Annotated in this window: 18 protein-coding genes; 14 read left to right on the top strand and 4 right to left on the bottom strand. The window is 38.8% G+C overall.

Features of this window, described 5'->3' with window-relative positions; translation table 11 throughout:
- Positions 1–1,009: 1,009 nt before the first annotated feature.
- Positions 1,010–1,555, top strand: coding sequence for a hypothetical protein (locus AC3WTI_RS11695; protein ID WP_097840650.1), 546 nt, complete (start codon positions 1,010–1,012; stop codon positions 1,553–1,555).
- A 127-nt stretch (positions 1,556–1,682) separates the two neighbouring features.
- Here the strand turns inward: AC3WTI_RS11695 and AC3WTI_RS11690 are convergent, their stop codons facing one another.
- Positions 1,683–2,009 (bottom strand): hypothetical protein, encoded by a 327-nt coding sequence (locus AC3WTI_RS11690; protein ID WP_097840649.1) that lies wholly within the window; start codon positions 2,007–2,009, stop codon positions 1,683–1,685.
- 751 nt (positions 2,010–2,760) lie between these two features.
- On the opposite strand from AC3WTI_RS11690, the gene AC3WTI_RS11685 reads away from it, so the two are divergent.
- From AC3WTI_RS11685 to AC3WTI_RS11630, 12 genes are all read left to right on the top strand, one after another.
- Positions 2,761–2,970, top strand: coding sequence for a helix-turn-helix domain-containing protein (locus tag AC3WTI_RS11685; RefSeq protein WP_097840648.1), 210 nt, complete (start codon positions 2,761–2,763; stop codon positions 2,968–2,970).
- 22 nt (positions 2,971–2,992) lie between these two features.
- Positions 2,993–3,817, top strand: a complete 825-nt coding sequence (locus AC3WTI_RS11680; protein ID WP_097840647.1) for a hypothetical protein — start codon at positions 2,993–2,995, stop codon at positions 3,815–3,817.
- Between the two features lie 76 nt (positions 3,818–3,893).
- Positions 3,894–4,634, top strand: coding sequence for a BRO family protein (locus tag AC3WTI_RS11675; RefSeq protein ID WP_097840733.1), 741 nt, complete (start codon positions 3,894–3,896; stop codon positions 4,632–4,634).
- A gap of 93 nt (positions 4,635–4,727) precedes the next feature.
- Positions 4,728–5,408, top strand: coding sequence for a hypothetical protein (locus AC3WTI_RS11670; RefSeq protein WP_179861161.1), 681 nt, complete (start codon positions 4,728–4,730; stop codon positions 5,406–5,408).
- Between the two features lie 174 nt (positions 5,409–5,582).
- Positions 5,583–6,278 (top strand): HK97 family phage prohead protease, encoded by a 696-nt coding sequence (locus AC3WTI_RS11665; protein WP_097840646.1) that lies wholly within the window; start codon positions 5,583–5,585, stop codon positions 6,276–6,278.
- 13 nt (positions 6,279–6,291) lie between these two features.
- A complete protein-coding gene (locus AC3WTI_RS11660; RefSeq protein WP_097840645.1) occupies positions 6,292–6,936 on the top strand; it encodes an HGGxSTG domain-containing protein in 645 nt (214 codons plus the stop codon).
- 96 nt (positions 6,937–7,032) lie between these two features.
- Positions 7,033–9,213 carry a hypothetical protein gene (locus tag AC3WTI_RS11655; protein ID WP_097840644.1) on the top strand — a complete coding sequence of 727 codons (2,181 nt, stop codon included), beginning with the start codon at positions 7,033–7,035 and terminating at the stop codon, positions 9,211–9,213.
- A 147-nt stretch (positions 9,214–9,360) separates the two neighbouring features.
- Positions 9,361–9,642 (top strand): hypothetical protein, encoded by a 282-nt coding sequence (locus AC3WTI_RS11650; RefSeq protein ID WP_253621524.1) that lies wholly within the window; start codon positions 9,361–9,363, stop codon positions 9,640–9,642.
- 1 nt (position 9,643) lies between these two features.
- Positions 9,644–9,922, top strand: coding sequence for a hypothetical protein (locus AC3WTI_RS11645; protein WP_087957882.1), 279 nt, complete (start codon positions 9,644–9,646; stop codon positions 9,920–9,922).
- A 152-nt stretch (positions 9,923–10,074) separates the two neighbouring features.
- Complete coding sequence (locus AC3WTI_RS11640) at positions 10,075–10,959, top strand: WXG100 family type VII secretion target (RefSeq protein WP_087957884.1); 885 nt, start codon at positions 10,075–10,077, stop codon at positions 10,957–10,959.
- A 4-nt stretch (positions 10,960–10,963) separates the two neighbouring features.
- Entirely contained in the window at positions 10,964–11,155 is a 192-nt protein-coding gene (locus AC3WTI_RS11635; protein WP_017560870.1) for a hypothetical protein, read from the top strand.
- Positions 11,156–11,161: 6 nt separating this feature from the next.
- A complete protein-coding gene (locus AC3WTI_RS11630; protein WP_087957886.1) occupies positions 11,162–11,410 on the top strand; it encodes a DUF4176 domain-containing protein in 249 nt (82 codons plus the stop codon).
- Between the two features lie 339 nt (positions 11,411–11,749).
- Here the strand turns inward: AC3WTI_RS11630 and AC3WTI_RS11625 are convergent, their stop codons facing one another.
- Positions 11,750–11,962, bottom strand: a complete 213-nt coding sequence (locus AC3WTI_RS11625; RefSeq protein ID WP_087957888.1) for a hypothetical protein — start codon at positions 11,960–11,962, stop codon at positions 11,750–11,752.
- 316 nt (positions 11,963–12,278) lie between these two features.
- Positions 12,279–12,464: a hypothetical protein gene (locus AC3WTI_RS11620; RefSeq protein ID WP_097840643.1), complete on the bottom strand. Its 186-nt coding sequence runs from the start codon at positions 12,462–12,464 to the stop codon at positions 12,279–12,281.
- 611 nt (positions 12,465–13,075) lie between these two features.
- Between AC3WTI_RS11620 and AC3WTI_RS11615 the strand changes: the two genes are divergently transcribed.
- Positions 13,076–13,435 carry a hypothetical protein gene (locus AC3WTI_RS11615; RefSeq protein ID WP_492304365.1) on the top strand — a complete coding sequence of 120 codons (360 nt, stop codon included), beginning with the start codon at positions 13,076–13,078 and terminating at the stop codon, positions 13,433–13,435.
- Positions 13,436–13,538: 103 nt separating this feature from the next.
- Here AC3WTI_RS11615 and AC3WTI_RS11610 read toward each other — a convergent pair whose 3' ends face one another.
- Positions 13,539–14,321, bottom strand: a complete 783-nt coding sequence (locus tag AC3WTI_RS11610; RefSeq protein ID WP_098903696.1) for a helix-turn-helix domain-containing protein — start codon at positions 14,319–14,321, stop codon at positions 13,539–13,541.
- Positions 14,322–14,374: the final 53 nt, after the last annotated feature.

The raw sequence follows: 14,374 nt of genomic DNA, 5'->3' as shown, positions 1-14,374 counted from the left end.
AGGTATCTATCATTGATAGTTGTATGAGGTGAAGACCGGTAGTTGATTACATGAGGAGTGCAAGCTCATATGTACTACTTGTGCTGTCGCCTTGTATGGCTAGACTCTGACAGTTGCTCTCGTTAGCTGCCCCTCTGTGACTGTTGTGGGGGATATTCCTTGGCCCTACCTCCTTAGTCCCACATATTACAAACATAGGGGTGGGTGCACATATCGGATGGTGCCATACAGCGTTACTATACAGACACAAAATCGCCCCCCTAAGTTTTATCTCCTCAGTCAATTTTATAAAATTTATTCTTCCAACATTCGCCCTCATAGTTACATCTCCGTTGCCCGTCCTCGTTAGCTCCTTCTAAAAGTACTTACTTTGATACTCTGTAGTTAAATCTAAGTAAGTTAAAACTATTAAGTTCAACTAATTAGTTCTACCTCAGGTAGTTATTTGTTTTAAATGCATTTAAATACTTAAAACCTAGAGAAGGATAAACTCTTTGAGGATAGTTATATAGTCTTTCTCTTGGTTTCACCAAGTAGTAAACCTATATAGGATAACTAATTAATCTTCCTCAGTAGTCATTTGTATTTATTTTTTACTGAGCTGGAATCTATTAGGTGAACTCTTTCAGAGTCTTGCCTATGAGATGGACTAATGTAGTTATATACAGAATACAGAGAAACCCGAAAATGAAATGGGTTTAATCCCTTGGGAGAGTAAGGTTGATGCTGTTTTAATGCTGGTGGTTTCATACACTGTTTTAGCTCAATGCTGGCGGTCTCATACACCGTTTTGAATAGATTTGAGGATGGTATCCATGAGTTACTGATGCTATCTCGTAAGCCGATTACCAAGCAGTGAGGAAGTAAAGAAAGCTAGCTAGGGTGTTAGATATACGAGAACATATCTCCTCAGTATCACCTAGGTAATACCTATATTTAGAATATATGGATACTATTGGTTTATCGAATGAGATGACATATAATAAAAATAAACAAAGGGGGAATATTCATGAGTAACATAAAATTAACTAATGAGGTAATCAGCCCGAAAGATAAGCGTGATAGTTTAGTTGACAAGGTGGAAGTAGTTAACAAAGTAAAAGAATTATTGTTGCCACCTGAGTTGGAAATGGCTACTCTTCAACAGGTCGCAGATTTTTACGATGTATCAAATAAAGAGATAACTAATCTATTTGAATCTCACAAGGATGAACTTGTTTCAGATGGGGTCACGCTTATGAAGGGAAACAAAATAAGTTCCTTCTTTCAAAAAATGAAAAGAAGAGGATCATATACGGTAACATCGAGAAATGGAGAGAAGTATACATACTCTAGCGGCGAGAGCAGATTATTTCCTAAGAGAGCTATCCTCCGAGTAGGAATGCTATTAGGAGGTGCCTCTGAAGTTGCCAAAAAGATTCGTGCTCAACTATTGAATACTGAGGAGAGCGCAGTACAATTATATGTAAATGGATTAGTACTGTGTGGATTATCATTGAGTTTACTACTAATGAAGCCATTTACTAATCAAGAACAGGTCAGAAAAGGGATATAGTTATTGCACTTAAGGTTACATTTGTATAGCGTATCTCATGAGTAGGTAAGAGAGGTACCTGTAAGAATGTAATAAAGGAGTAGACCTCTTCAGTCTAGCTCCTTATATCTAACTATCTATAAAGCGATTATTCTTTATCCTGTTTGTTCCACATATCCAACTTGCCATTTTCGAATCTCAGCATAGCAAATTTTATATTGCCTTCACCTTTGTAAATTATGGTTTCTATGTAGTCTTCTTCTTTGTATAGTTCACCTACACCGCCAATCAACTGAGCTACCTCCTCACGAGTCATATCATAATCAAGAGCTTCAAATTCTCCCTCATTAATGTATCCTTGAGATGGCTTGTAGTCCTCAAATGGTGCCTTCGTAGTGGTAGCTTCTTCTTGTGAGCAGGCACCTAATAAGCCAATACTTATAAGTAAGATGCCTAGTCCTAAGTGTTTAATCATATAACATCCCCCTCGGTTTATTCTATTCACTCTCATGGTTGTCCTATCAATAACAAATTGATGGAATTAGCTATTGGACGTACTCTACAAGTTCTTTATGGGTAACAGTTCTAACAGTGAAGTTTAACAATCTACTTTTAAAAATAATTCTAACAAATTACTCTTGCAGTTTTCTCTATTAGTTCGCCTCCTCAGGGTTTGGTATTCATGTTTTGAGAAGTTAAGAACTAGTAAAGATTGCCTGTTGGGTTACAGTTTTTGTATTTCGGAAGAGATAAATAAGAGGTTGTCACACCTCTAGTATGTTATATATGAGCAAAACTTTTAGATGTTACGTTGCTAGTACTATATATAAGGTTTATTGAGCATTAGTTATGAATAAATAAGAGATAGTCACACTCTTGGTAAATATGTTTATGAAGAAGTAAATAAGAGGTTGTGACACCTGAGGTATGTTATACATGTAGGGGAATTTTAGGTGTTACGTTCTTGGTATGTTATATGTGTAGGAAACTTTTTTAAGAGTATATTCTAATCGGTATACCGTGAGAAGGAATGGTTCCTCAAAGTAAGTGACATTTTGATGGAGTACTACAAAGGATACTTTAATTTCACAATCTCCCTAGTTTAGTACTAGTTTGGCTGGCTCATAGTTGTTCTGTTGAGTCGGCTCCCTTTTTAACTCTGACTATACTGTTAGATTAATAAGGTTATAAATGATGGAGAATAAAGCCAAATAGGAGGGAAGAAAATGACTATTCAATTCTACGTTGATTTAGAAACAGTTTGTAAAGAACGAAATCATACATTAACTAGTTTGGCTGAGTTAACTGGGATTTCACAACCTAGTCTTTCTCGTATTAAAGCTACTAAGTCTATTAATATGCAAACGCTAAGTAAGTTAGCTACAGCGTTACAAATAGATCAACCGGAGAAGTTAATCAAAGTTAAGAGAGCTTAATAGCAAATAGGGAGGAAGGAAAGTGAACGACTTACAAATAGCTAAGAAAGAATTACTCGAGGCAGGTTTCGATATAATTAGCCCTGCTCAAAAAGAAGCTCGTAAGAAATACAAAGAAAATAGACTAGGGAATGAACAATTTGTAATGGTTAAGGAAGGCTTTAATGAGGTGAAGAAACTTTTAAGTCTAGAACAAAGTGGCGTTCTCATGTATCTTATGGGATTTGTAAAATTAAACGAGGATGGACAACTGTTTATGGAACATGCTGACAAGAAGAAACTTGAGAGAATGACAACTACTCATGCAGCTAATTTACTAGGTAAATCCAAGCGACAAACAAATGATATCTTAGCGGAATTAGAAAAGTTAAGTTTAATAGTTAGAACTAAAGAAGGAAGAAACGTATATGTAAGCCTTGGAGATTCTTTCTTTAACTGTGGAGGTTATGAGGAGAAGGATTTATTCACAAAGGTTTACAAAACGGAATTAAAGGAGATTGCTAAAAAAATTACCCTCTCAGAGTTAGGGCTACTTATGCAGCTTTTAAATCATGTTCACTTTCAGTATCACATTTTAGTGGATAATCCACACGAGACAGATCCTAGTAAGTTACAAATTTGGTCTAGAAAACATATTGCTAACGAGTTAGGGATATCAATTGATTTTATCAAAGGTGCAATTCCGAAGTTAAGAAGGGTACAGGCTATCGTGGAGATAAAGGCGACTAAGACAGCTATTACGATGAGTCCAAACTTAGCTTGTAAAAAAGCTGTTAAGCCTACTTATGATGAAGTCATTTCTGCAATTAATGGAGCTGGCTTTTCTAAAGGTAACTTTAAGAAGTAAGTCTATTGAAAATTAATCTACTCAGTCCCACTCATAGCATGAAAGAGGATTGAAAACAAAAATGGGAGATGGAGAGATGAATAATTTACAAGTATTTGACCATGAAGAATTAGGACAAGTTAGAACAACTAAAAAGGATGGGGCTATCTGGTTCGTAGCTAAAGATGTATGTGAAGTGTTAGGGATTAGTAAATACAGAGATGCGCTTGCTCGATTAGATGAAGGCGAGGCAGGTACAGTATTAGTGGACACCCTTGGAGGAATGCAACATATGAGGGCTATCAATGAGGCAGGTCTCTACAGTTTAATTTTAACTAGTCGCAAACCTCAAGCCAAAGCATTCAAAAAGTGGGTAACCTCAGAAGTACTACCGAGCATCCGTAGAGATGGTGGATATCTGATTGCTAACGAGGAAGAAAGCGATGATGATCTACTAGCTCGTGCCTTAGTGGTAGCTCAAGCGACGATAGCTAGGAAGAACAAGAAGCTAGCTCAAGTGGAGGCTCAATTAGAAGAGCAAGCTCCAGCAGTAGCTTATCACGATAAAGTGTTGGACATCGAGGGTTATACAACTATTGAGAGTACCGCTAAGCAGTTAGGCTTACGATCACCCCAGCAGTTAAACCGAATGTTAAAACAAGCAAAGATTATCCATCTCACAAGAAAAGGTAGTTGGGTGCATACTGCTAAGTACGCATACTTGAGAGAAGAAGGTCATATCAACTACAAGCCTCTGATAGGTGGAAAGTTACAGATGTTAGTTAGCCAAAGAGGAACAAAGGAGATAGCTAAATTATTAGGTTTAATCGAGCAGTAACCCCTACAATATGTCTTCATCAAAGGCTCACCCACCCCGAGCCAACTAGTAAGTAAAACCCAAACTAAAACTAAACTATGGAGAGTGATTATTATGATGGAAGCATTAAAAAACTTATTAGCAGGTAACACAAAGGTTAAGACTACAGAACAAGCTGAGAAAGAGATCGCTAGGCTAGACATTCAAGAAGCGGAACTACAAAGTCAACTTTCTCAGGCGCAAGGAGAGCATTCTAAAGTATCTAACGCTCTAGAGATTATCTCTGCCAGTTTAATCATTGACGAGAAAAACAAACAAGCGTTAGCTACCAAGAAGAAAGCAGAGGCTAAATTAGAAGAATTAGCTAAACAAATGGCTGGATTGAGTCCTAAGATTGCAGAGGTTAGTTCTAAGAAGCAACAAGCAATACAAGAGTTGTACCGTTCTCGCGGAGAGGTAGCACGAAAGCATAACCAAAAGGCTAGCCGAGATATGGTTATCGCTAGTAGATTCAACCGAGCATTCGGAATAGAGGAGAACAACCATCAGTTGCATACTCACTACAATCAACAGATTGACTTAGGAGTCGAATACGGATTAGGTGCAATTAACCAGCTTGATCCTAACAGTGAGGACTGGAAGTTCATCGTTAAGTTAGGTCAAGAGGATGCTGCTGAAAGTAATCGCCAAGCGGATGTAATTGCTAAGGACTTAGGAGAAGCTATCAAGTCTGTCTTTGAGAAACATGACGTAGCAATACAAGAGCAATCATTAATTAAACTCTCTCGAATCTAATCTACACAGAGTTAAACTGAGTATGGCATTTTGGTAGTAGCTGCTGAAGTCCCTAGGGTGGAGGTTACTACCGAGGTGAACCATGCTTCACTGGAAATCTATACTGAGGACGAACGGTGGAGCCTTAACAGGTATCTGCTTTCTCATATAACTAAAAATAAGGAGGTAGATAATATGTTCGAGCAATTCAAAGAGTCAGGACACTTAGTGGATAGCTTCTCAGAAGTTAACGCTGGAGAGGACTTAATTAAATCAGCTGAGTTATTCTCAGTAGGCAAACACAGAGGTCGTAACTACACAGAGGATGATCTACACAGATTGGTTAACTCGTTTGACTCTGAAGATAATGTTCCCCTTCAGTTAGATCACTCGGAGTCAGTCAGAGACACTGTAGGCTTTCTCTCAGAATTAAGAGTAGAGGGTGATAAGCTCATGGGTGTTATCCGAGTAGTAGACGATGCTACAAAGGAACGAGTAGGAAAGAAACTGGCTCGTAAGTTAAGCATTAGTTTCTACACAGACAAAGAAGGTAACTCCACAAAACTCCGTGAGGTCTCCCTCGTAGCTTTCCCTCAAGTAAAAACTGCAACGCTATTCAGCGAGCAACCCCAATTAAATGACCGCAAGCAAGCACTATACGAGAAGGCAAAAGAGTTTCAACTCCAAATGAAGTTCCGTGAATTACAAATGAAGGTGAAAGCTGCAGAAACTAAGCTTGCTGAAGAGAAAGCGCAGGTGCAAGCGTTTAGAGAAGTTAGAGAGGAAGCTGAGTATCAATCCTACATGGCCAATTTAAGAGGTGAAAATACCACTAAGTATACAGCTGAGCAGGATAGGGAGTATCAAGAATATCTAGATAGTTTTAACTAAGGAGGTAGACAACATGAGTAAACCTAAGGAGTTACCTAATGGTCTCCGGGAGTATATAAACAACGTGAGAGACAGGCTTATTAGTGGCGACCTCACAAGAGACTCTGAGGAGATAGCAACCATTAAGGCTAAGCTGAAGAGAGAGGTATCTATTTGTGGCGCTATCAAAGGTAACAATACAGTTTGTACTCACTCGCCAACAAATGAAAAGAATCTCCGTTGTAAAGTGCACGGAGGACGTAGCACAGGAGCTAAAACTGAGGAGGGAAAGAGAGTGAGAGATGCAAACTTGAAGAAGGGACACGAGAGAATAACACATGGGTTGTATATGAAAGATTTTCTATCGAGTTTAACTGAGGAGGAAATTTTATGGTACAACGAAAACATGGAGTGGTATCAGGAGAATTACGATCTAGATCCTTTAGATGTTACAAAGTTAGATCTAGCTCTCATTAACTTTATTAAGAGTTGGAGAAAGAATTTAAATATGAAGTATGCAATTAACGAGGGTGTAAATAAAGTTGACTTTGAGAATAGAGCTATCAAGCTATTAGACGACTTAGGGTTATCTCGTAAGTTTAGAAAATCCAAAGAGAATGCAAGTAACCCTACTCAAATTAACTATCTAGCTTTGTTCGATGGAATGGACGGTAATTAAATAAGAAACTTATGAGGACGATAACTACCTAGTTATGAACGAGCTAGGCTTATTTGTCGTTCTCATAGGTCACATATAAGGATGGTGAGAACGACAATGGCATCATTAATTGAAATCATAATTGACGCCGATGATCGAGCGTCAGCCCAGTTTAGGCACACCTCGAGTGAAGCTAAGAAGATGGCAGTTATCATCGGAGGTGTTACTATCGCTGCTTCTGCTATGACACCAGCCTTACTAGCTGGACTAGGGGCTGTTGCTTCCCTGTTTGGTACTGCCGGGCTTGCCGCTGTAGGGTTCGGTGGGTTAGCTGCCACCACGATAATGAAGACCTGGGAGAAAGCAGGCGACCTCGAAGATGCAATGCTCGATGTTAATGCGGCCATGATTAACAACGATGCTAAGGGGTACGCCAAAGCAATGGCTAAGGTAGAAGCTATCTGGCAAGACATGACTGAGGCGGAGAAACAAGCTGTAGCAGCTATCATGGAGTTTAAAGATGAGTGGAAATCTATGGAGGATCAGATGACTCCTACGACCCTCCGAGTTATGGCTGAGGGGTTAGACTGGCTGAGGCTTGTTATGAAGCCACTCTTCCCAGTATTCCAAGCTACAGGGGAATCGTTTGCTAATATGTTTGCCTACATGAATAACGCTATCGAGACAGGCCGAGTAAATCCGTTCTTCGAGCATATGAATACCTTTGCAGTTCCGATGTTCGAAAGAGTAATGATCTCGGCAGGTAATATCCTCAAGGGGTTTGGCGGTCTCATGGTAGCATTCGCTCCGTTAGGTTTAGCCTTTGGAGACGGCATGGTAGACATGACTAACAAGTTCGCTAACTGGGCTTGGAATCTACAAAGTTCCCCTGCATTCGCTAACTTTGTCAAAATGGTTCAAGAGAGTACGCCTGTAATATTCAGCTTGATAGGAACTATCGTAGATGTACTCTGGGAGATGATTAATGTCCTCTATCCATTTGCTATTAGGATATTAGCCTCAGCAGATGCTTTCCTAAGGTTGGCTATGGAGTCAGGTGCTCTAGAGGTAATTCTTAAGATACTAGGCGGAGCGTTACTACTTGTAGCAGAGAACATGGATTGGTTAATCCCTCTAGCTGGCTCGCTTTACTTAGGTATGAAATCTCTACAGATTGTTGAAGCTGTAGCGAAAGGTCTAACCGCAGTATTTGATGCAGGTACAGCTGTAGCTAGAGGGTTCGCTCTACTGTTTACTGCTACAGGTAGACAAACAATTGCTCAGACTGCTCTCAATGCAACTACTTGGTTATTCCCCGGAGTTTGGATTGCAGCAGCTATCATGGGAGTTGTCGCAGCAGGTATTCTAATGTGGAAAAACTGGGATACTATCTCGGCTTATGGAAAGAAACTATGGGGTGACATCACGAAGTACTGGGGAGAAGGTACTCAGTGGATAGAAAAGCAATATAACCAAATGAAGCGAGATGCTACTGACTGGTGGAACGATACCTCTCGGAAGTGGGACAACACAGTTAACACTGTTCGTTCTAAATCTATCGAGATGTACAACGCAGCAGTTAGTAAATACAACTCTATGAAAGCTGATTCCAAGGCATACCTATCTGGGATGGTTAGTGACGCTCAAACTAAGTTTAACAACATGGTAGATACTGCCTGGGCAGGAGCTTCTGCTATGTGGGACGCTGGCGTAGCTAATGCCAAGAGTTTTGCTACTGGAGCTAAAAACAACCTAAGTGGTTTAGGTAATATAATGTGGAATGGACTTAGTGGTATGTATGATATGGCTGCAAGTTGGGGAAGTACATTTTACAACTCTGGAGCTGCTCTACTAAGTAACTTTGCAGATGGTATCTGGCGAGGTGTCCAATATGCTTACGATAACCTATGGGAAGGCCTAAAGTATATCCGTAATCTACTACCGTTCTCACCTGCCAAGGAAGGGCCACTAAGCGACCTGGATAAGTCAGGTAAGGCTTTCTTCCCTACATGGTACAACGCAGCAATGACTCAAGTAGGATCTATGCAGAAAGCTATTGGAACTGCCTTCTCAGGTGTTGCTAACGAGGCTAACGTAGCTCTGGCAGGTACAGGCTTAGAAGCCTTTACAGGTGGGTCTAGTAGCATGAACGTAGTTATTACTCACAAGCACGAAGGCTCCGTGAAGCTGGACGGATCAGACCTTAACGAGTTAGAAATGCAAGTTAACCAAGCTGTTGTAGGAACCGGAGGTACAACTGGTTTTGGATTTGACAAACAAGTAATAAGAAGAAACTAATTGGTGGCCCTCTTAGGAATAGGAGGGCTCCTCATGTAATTTAGACTACAGAATCAACAGTAGAATTCAATAAGAGTCCTAGTATAGATTAACCTGTATAGCGTAATCGTAGTACTTGATATTTTATAAACAGGAGGAGGGAGTTATATGGCTAACTATGTGAGTGTTGAAACTACAGTGTATTACTACGAGGTGGACGAGAAGCATGTTTATACTGACTTTATGATTGTTAAGGAATCCCCAGAGGTGGCTAGAACCATTTTAGCTCCGTTTTATAGAGATACTATGCAGGAAACAGTTGATAAGCACACCTCAGGGGGCAAAGTGCTAGATGTAACTGTTAAGGAGATTAGTGAGCTGGAATATAAAAGAGAAGCTTTTAAGCCTCACAACAAAATAAAAGAGATGAATAGAAAGAGAGGAAACTAATATGAACAAATATATTAAAGTAGCTGTCACTTATAAGTTTAAACCTGAGGGGGAAATGTACAAACAGGCACACTATAGAGAAGTAACACCTGAGGAAGATATCCAGCAAGTTAAAAATGATGTGCTACACATGTTTAGTAATCTGTTTGATAAGTTAGTCTACCTCGAGGAGATTAATGTTACTGAGGTAAGTGAGATAGAATACCGAGCAGGTAGAGCTGAGGAAGATGCTGAATTGAGATTCCTCCAACAGATCACACTGGATGGTTGTGTCTCGTGAGGTAGCAATTCAAGCTACCTCTTTAGTTTTATCTAGAAAGATAAATTTTGGATTAGGAATTTTTTGATTTTTAAGAGTATAAAAAATATTATTCTATAAAATTAATTTTCTGTGGTAAAATATTCTATATGAATATTTAAAGGGGAATGGCTATGGGGGATATAAAAGTTACTCCTGAACAGTTGCGAAAAGTGGCAGGGACTATTAGATCAACTATCACGAATGCAACTGTAACACAGGAGCGACTAAAACGAGATATTGATATGATTTCTGGTAATTGGTTGGGCTCAACCTATATGAAATTTAATACGGATTTCCGTGATTCATCATTTAAAATGGCACAATTTATAACCATATTAGAGCCGCTTGAGAAGTTTCTACTTGATTCTGCTAATAAATTTGAAAAAGTAGATAATATGGATATTGCTATTGCGATGGCTTCCACCATTTTAACGGGGAAACCCTTTAAAGGGGATTATGAAACTTTCGTAGGAAAAACAGATTTTTCTACAGATGGTAAGTTAATGATCAAGGGAGAAGGAAGTATATTTAAAGGGGAATTTGAACTTGCTGAAGGAACTACTTACGGCATTAAAGCAGGAAATGGACTTTTTGAAGGAAATGTACCATATACATTTAAAACCATTTCTGAAGATATAGTTCAAGGGAACCTTATAGGAGCGAAGTTTGAGGCGAATGCTTTAGACCACTCTGCCTCTAAAAAACTTTCCTTTGCAGAGGATTTAACAGTTACACAAAAGTTCTTAAATGGATCGTATGTATTCGGAATAGATCAATATACTTTTAAAAATGATTATGAATTAACAGCGCATAAGTATGAAGTAGTTCTTAATAAAATTGAGATCCCGGATTATATTCCTTTCTTAGGTGACTATGATATTACACTAAAAGGTGAATATGGGTTTGGATATGGTTACAAATTCCATTTAGGACAAGAGACTGGGGGGTATGCGACAGCACCTAATGGTCATGGAGGAGGATTCTTTTTTAAACTTGATAAAGATAAAAAGGAGTAAAGGTATGTTCAGACAAGGACGGTTTATGATTTTTATTGGTACTATGGTACTTGTTATTGCAGGGTGGTTTTTTCCATTTAATTTATGGCAGAAATTATTTTTCAGTATTGCTATGATTGGCATTGGGATGTTGGCATATGGAAGTTCAGTATTATTTGACCGTTTAGCTAAAAAATTTACGAATAGAGGAGAATAAATACCTATGAAACTATTTCCAATTGGAACAGTAGTTAAACTAGAAGAGGTAGAACCAATTATTATGATTATTGGAAGAATGGTTGTATCAGCAGATAAACGTGATTTTGATTATATAGGCGTACCTTACCCAGTTGGCTATTTAGGTGAGGAAAAAGTATTATGCTTTAATCACGATAAAATTGTGGAAGAAATGCATAGAGGGTATATGACTGAGAGTGAATTAGTTCTACGTGAGAAATTAGTAGAAATGTAAAAGAAGAGATTAATACAGAGTTGGCAGGAGCAGGGAGAAATCCTTGCTTTATTTATTTTGAAGAAAGATAGGAGGGAATCTAATGGAGTTTTCTCCTCTGAAAGGTGGCTATCTCGGGGGAGGTTTACTCGAAAGGGGTGGCTAGAAGGTTTGTGCTGGATAAACAGCAAGTTCATGAGCTATCTAATTGGTTTCAACGAGTGCATAAAATATAATTTCAATTACCATAATGATCAACCCTGAGGAGGAAAGTAAAAGAGCTGACTTATTAGAGCCAGCTTGTTAGTTATTACTTATTATCATTATGAATGTTAACCTGTATAGCTTCAACCTGTGGGGTTAACAATCCAATTCATCAAGATTAAAACTAAGAGTTTTAGAGATTTTTCCAGCTCGTAAGATAACTATATACGTAACGCCTAGTTGGAATGTATCTACTTCGCACACTTTATTAGTAATACGAGTTAGCGAGTCTTGGAAGTTAGATACTAGAGTATCGATCTCCTCCATAACCATATCGAATTTAGTTGGTTGAATAGTGTTTGTTGTCATAATAATTTCTCCCTTTAGTTTTGTTTATTTACACGAGATAGGTAATACTTACAGGTGTACAATCATGAATGAAACGATGTAACCGGCTGCGTAAAGAAAGGTAATGCCACCGCCAGCTACCAAGGTTGATTTAACCCAATCTTTAAGTTTCAACTTATTCGCCTCCTGTGGGGTCGAACCTTTACAGCTATTCCTGCTCGTGATACCATAGGGAGGAAAGAGCCTTATAGGTTCGACTGAATTGCGTAGCCTTGTTCGGTATACTCGCCAAAGTATAACTACCGAGTAGGGCTATTTTGTTTTGTGTAGTTTTAAGTTAGTCAGTTAGCTTCTTACCAGCATACATACGAGTTAACATTTTATCGATCTTATTAGCCTTATCTACAGTGTTAATCTTGTTGAGTTGATTAAAAGCTGTATAAAACCTCTTAGCATCCTCGATAGTTTCCAGCTGATAGAAGTCTTTGACTTTACCGTAAAACTTCTGTTGTTTACTTTCCAATAGTCTTGCTCACCCCGTTCCCTGAGTGGCTTAATTACATCTTAGTAAAAAGTTCTAGAACCGTCAATGATTAATTTTAATTTTAATGATTTATTTTCGTGATTACGCCTAAAAGAGGGAGGCTATCATAATATAATCCTATCGAACTCGCACAGGTTGTTTATGATCTATAGGTGCAAATGTATAGTTTGACTGCTTAGGATTCCTTACGAGGGAATCTGAGGGGCCATTTTTCCTGAGAGGGCAACTCAGTAGGTATATCAACGAGTATAAGACATTTAGAAAGTTGTATAAGCCCGAATGGAAACTCGATCAGTTACCATCCTATACATTTTGCTTTTTATTGGATATATATGAACAAACGTACAAGAAAAACATACTCATTTTACATTGTATATAACAGTATGATACGTAAAGGAGTTTGGTTGTTCATGTCATCAAAAAATAGAAAATCCTGCAATCCTTGTTACCAACCGTTAGGGAGTGGCTTTTCCTCTACTTGTTCCAACAGTTGTCCTCAAGAAGGATGTCATAATGATCGAATCATAAGTGATGCGGTGATTCATTCTGATTCAATCATTATTCGCCAAGACTGCTGTGTGGACGCAACTGTGGGAGTGGCACCACCCCCAGACGGTGTTACAATTCAACAATTTATTGAAAATAAGATTTTTCAATATGCACCAGGCGGCGAACTTCTTCCGACAGCTCCTCTTCGTCTGATGACCGTCATCGCTCGAAATCTCTCCAACAACTTTGTGAATGTGGCGATACAACGTTCTGCACCTTCAGGTCTTGATATTCCACCAGTCACGTTAGCTGATGCAATGGCTACCCCAAACAGCGAGGTGGTATTGTCTGCTCCTAATGCGAATCGACTCATCGCTTCTGCGGAAGTTCCAAGCCGAGTACGATTCTTTATTACGATTTTTCATCCAACAGATCCTATACATCCAACAGACCCTGTTTAAAAGGTGAGTTGTGAAATAGAGAACTCCTGCTTTCGATAGTTATGTAAATGAGCTGTTCAAAATGTTGGTGATCCCCTACTCATAGTATGTGATCCTCCTCAGTTTAACCTTGTAGGAAATTGAAAAGTTTATTCTTCAGTTTTCTTTGCTCAACAGACATCATCTTTGAGAGAACGCCAAATAAATAACCTTTGAAGTCTTTTCTAATCGTGTTCATCTTTAGAGCAAATACAGATTGTTTGAACGCTGAGATTGCTACCTCAGTTGTATCAACTAAGTCAGGTGCATACTTGTTTGCAGCCAATTTAACTTTACCCCAAATAGCATATATCTCCTTAGCTGTACCGAAGAAGGGGGATACTGCATTGATAAATTCCATAGGTACACATGAGTTAACCAAATAAGATGAATCTAGATCATCCAGTTCAACAGGTGCGCTATTACGTATCTTTAATTCTTTAGAGCTTTTAGTTTTAGTTGTAATGGCTTCGTCCTCGTGAGATGGCTCGTCAAGTTGCTCAGGAGTAGGCTCGGTAGCTTCCTTACAAGATGCCAGCTCATGGTGACGCTCGAAAGGATTAATTACACAGATGAATGCTGAGTAGCCACCCTTAACAGGTTTAAATTGTTCAATACGAGTAATGATTCCTAGCTCGCTGAAACGCTTGAGGGCACGCTGAACAGTGCGCTTAGAGTATCCTGTTAGATCAGCTAAAGTGTTATTCTTGAGGTAGCTAACTCCAACGAACTTACATGAGTAGTTTGATAGCTTTAGAAGTATTACCCGCTCGCTATCTTTTAAGTTATATTCTTTTAGAATAAGATCGATAGTTTTGTCCATCTCAGCTACTGAATCAAATGATATGTATTTTCTGAGTTCCTTCATTATATATAGTCCTCCATCTTTATAGAAGGAACACCTCTTGAGCTAGTACCAAT

This window comes from Bacillus sp. EB106-02-03-XG38, from assembly GCF_058792175.1.
Note: the sequence above shows the minus strand (reverse complement) of the source record. Positions and strands in the feature narration are given on the sequence as shown.

Excerpts from the sequence above, each read along its gene's own strand:
- AC3WTI_RS11695 (WP_097840650.1), top strand. The coding sequence starts at position 1,010 with ATGAGTAACATAAAATTAACTAATGAGGTAATCAGCCCGAAAGATAAG.
- AC3WTI_RS11690 (WP_097840649.1), bottom strand. The coding sequence starts at position 2,009 with ATGATTAAACACTTAGGACTAGGCATCTTACTTATAAGTATTGGCTTA.
- AC3WTI_RS11685 (WP_097840648.1), top strand. The coding sequence starts at position 2,761 with ATGACTATTCAATTCTACGTTGATTTAGAAACAGTTTGTAAAGAACGA.
- AC3WTI_RS11675 (WP_097840733.1), top strand. The coding sequence starts at position 3,894 with ATGAATAATTTACAAGTATTTGACCATGAAGAATTAGGACAAGTTAGA.
- AC3WTI_RS11670 (WP_179861161.1), top strand. The coding sequence starts at position 4,728 with ATGATGGAAGCATTAAAAAACTTATTAGCAGGTAACACAAAGGTTAAG.
- AC3WTI_RS11665 (WP_097840646.1), top strand. The coding sequence starts at position 5,583 with ATGTTCGAGCAATTCAAAGAGTCAGGACACTTAGTGGATAGCTTCTCA.
- AC3WTI_RS11660 (WP_097840645.1), top strand. The coding sequence starts at position 6,292 with ATGAGTAAACCTAAGGAGTTACCTAATGGTCTCCGGGAGTATATAAAC.
- AC3WTI_RS11655 (WP_097840644.1), top strand. The coding sequence starts at position 7,033 with ATGGCATCATTAATTGAAATCATAATTGACGCCGATGATCGAGCGTCA.
- AC3WTI_RS11650 (WP_253621524.1), top strand. The coding sequence starts at position 9,361 with ATGGCTAACTATGTGAGTGTTGAAACTACAGTGTATTACTACGAGGTG.
- AC3WTI_RS11645 (WP_087957882.1), top strand. The coding sequence starts at position 9,644 with ATGAACAAATATATTAAAGTAGCTGTCACTTATAAGTTTAAACCTGAG.
- AC3WTI_RS11640 (WP_087957884.1), top strand. The coding sequence starts at position 10,075 with ATGGGGGATATAAAAGTTACTCCTGAACAGTTGCGAAAAGTGGCAGGG.
- AC3WTI_RS11635 (WP_017560870.1), top strand. The coding sequence starts at position 10,964 with ATGTTCAGACAAGGACGGTTTATGATTTTTATTGGTACTATGGTACTT.
- AC3WTI_RS11630 (WP_087957886.1), top strand. The coding sequence starts at position 11,162 with ATGAAACTATTTCCAATTGGAACAGTAGTTAAACTAGAAGAGGTAGAA.
- AC3WTI_RS11625 (WP_087957888.1), bottom strand. The coding sequence starts at position 11,962 with ATGACAACAAACACTATTCAACCAACTAAATTCGATATGGTTATGGAG.
- AC3WTI_RS11610 (WP_098903696.1), bottom strand. The coding sequence starts at position 14,321 with ATGAAGGAACTCAGAAAATACATATCATTTGATTCAGTAGCTGAGATG.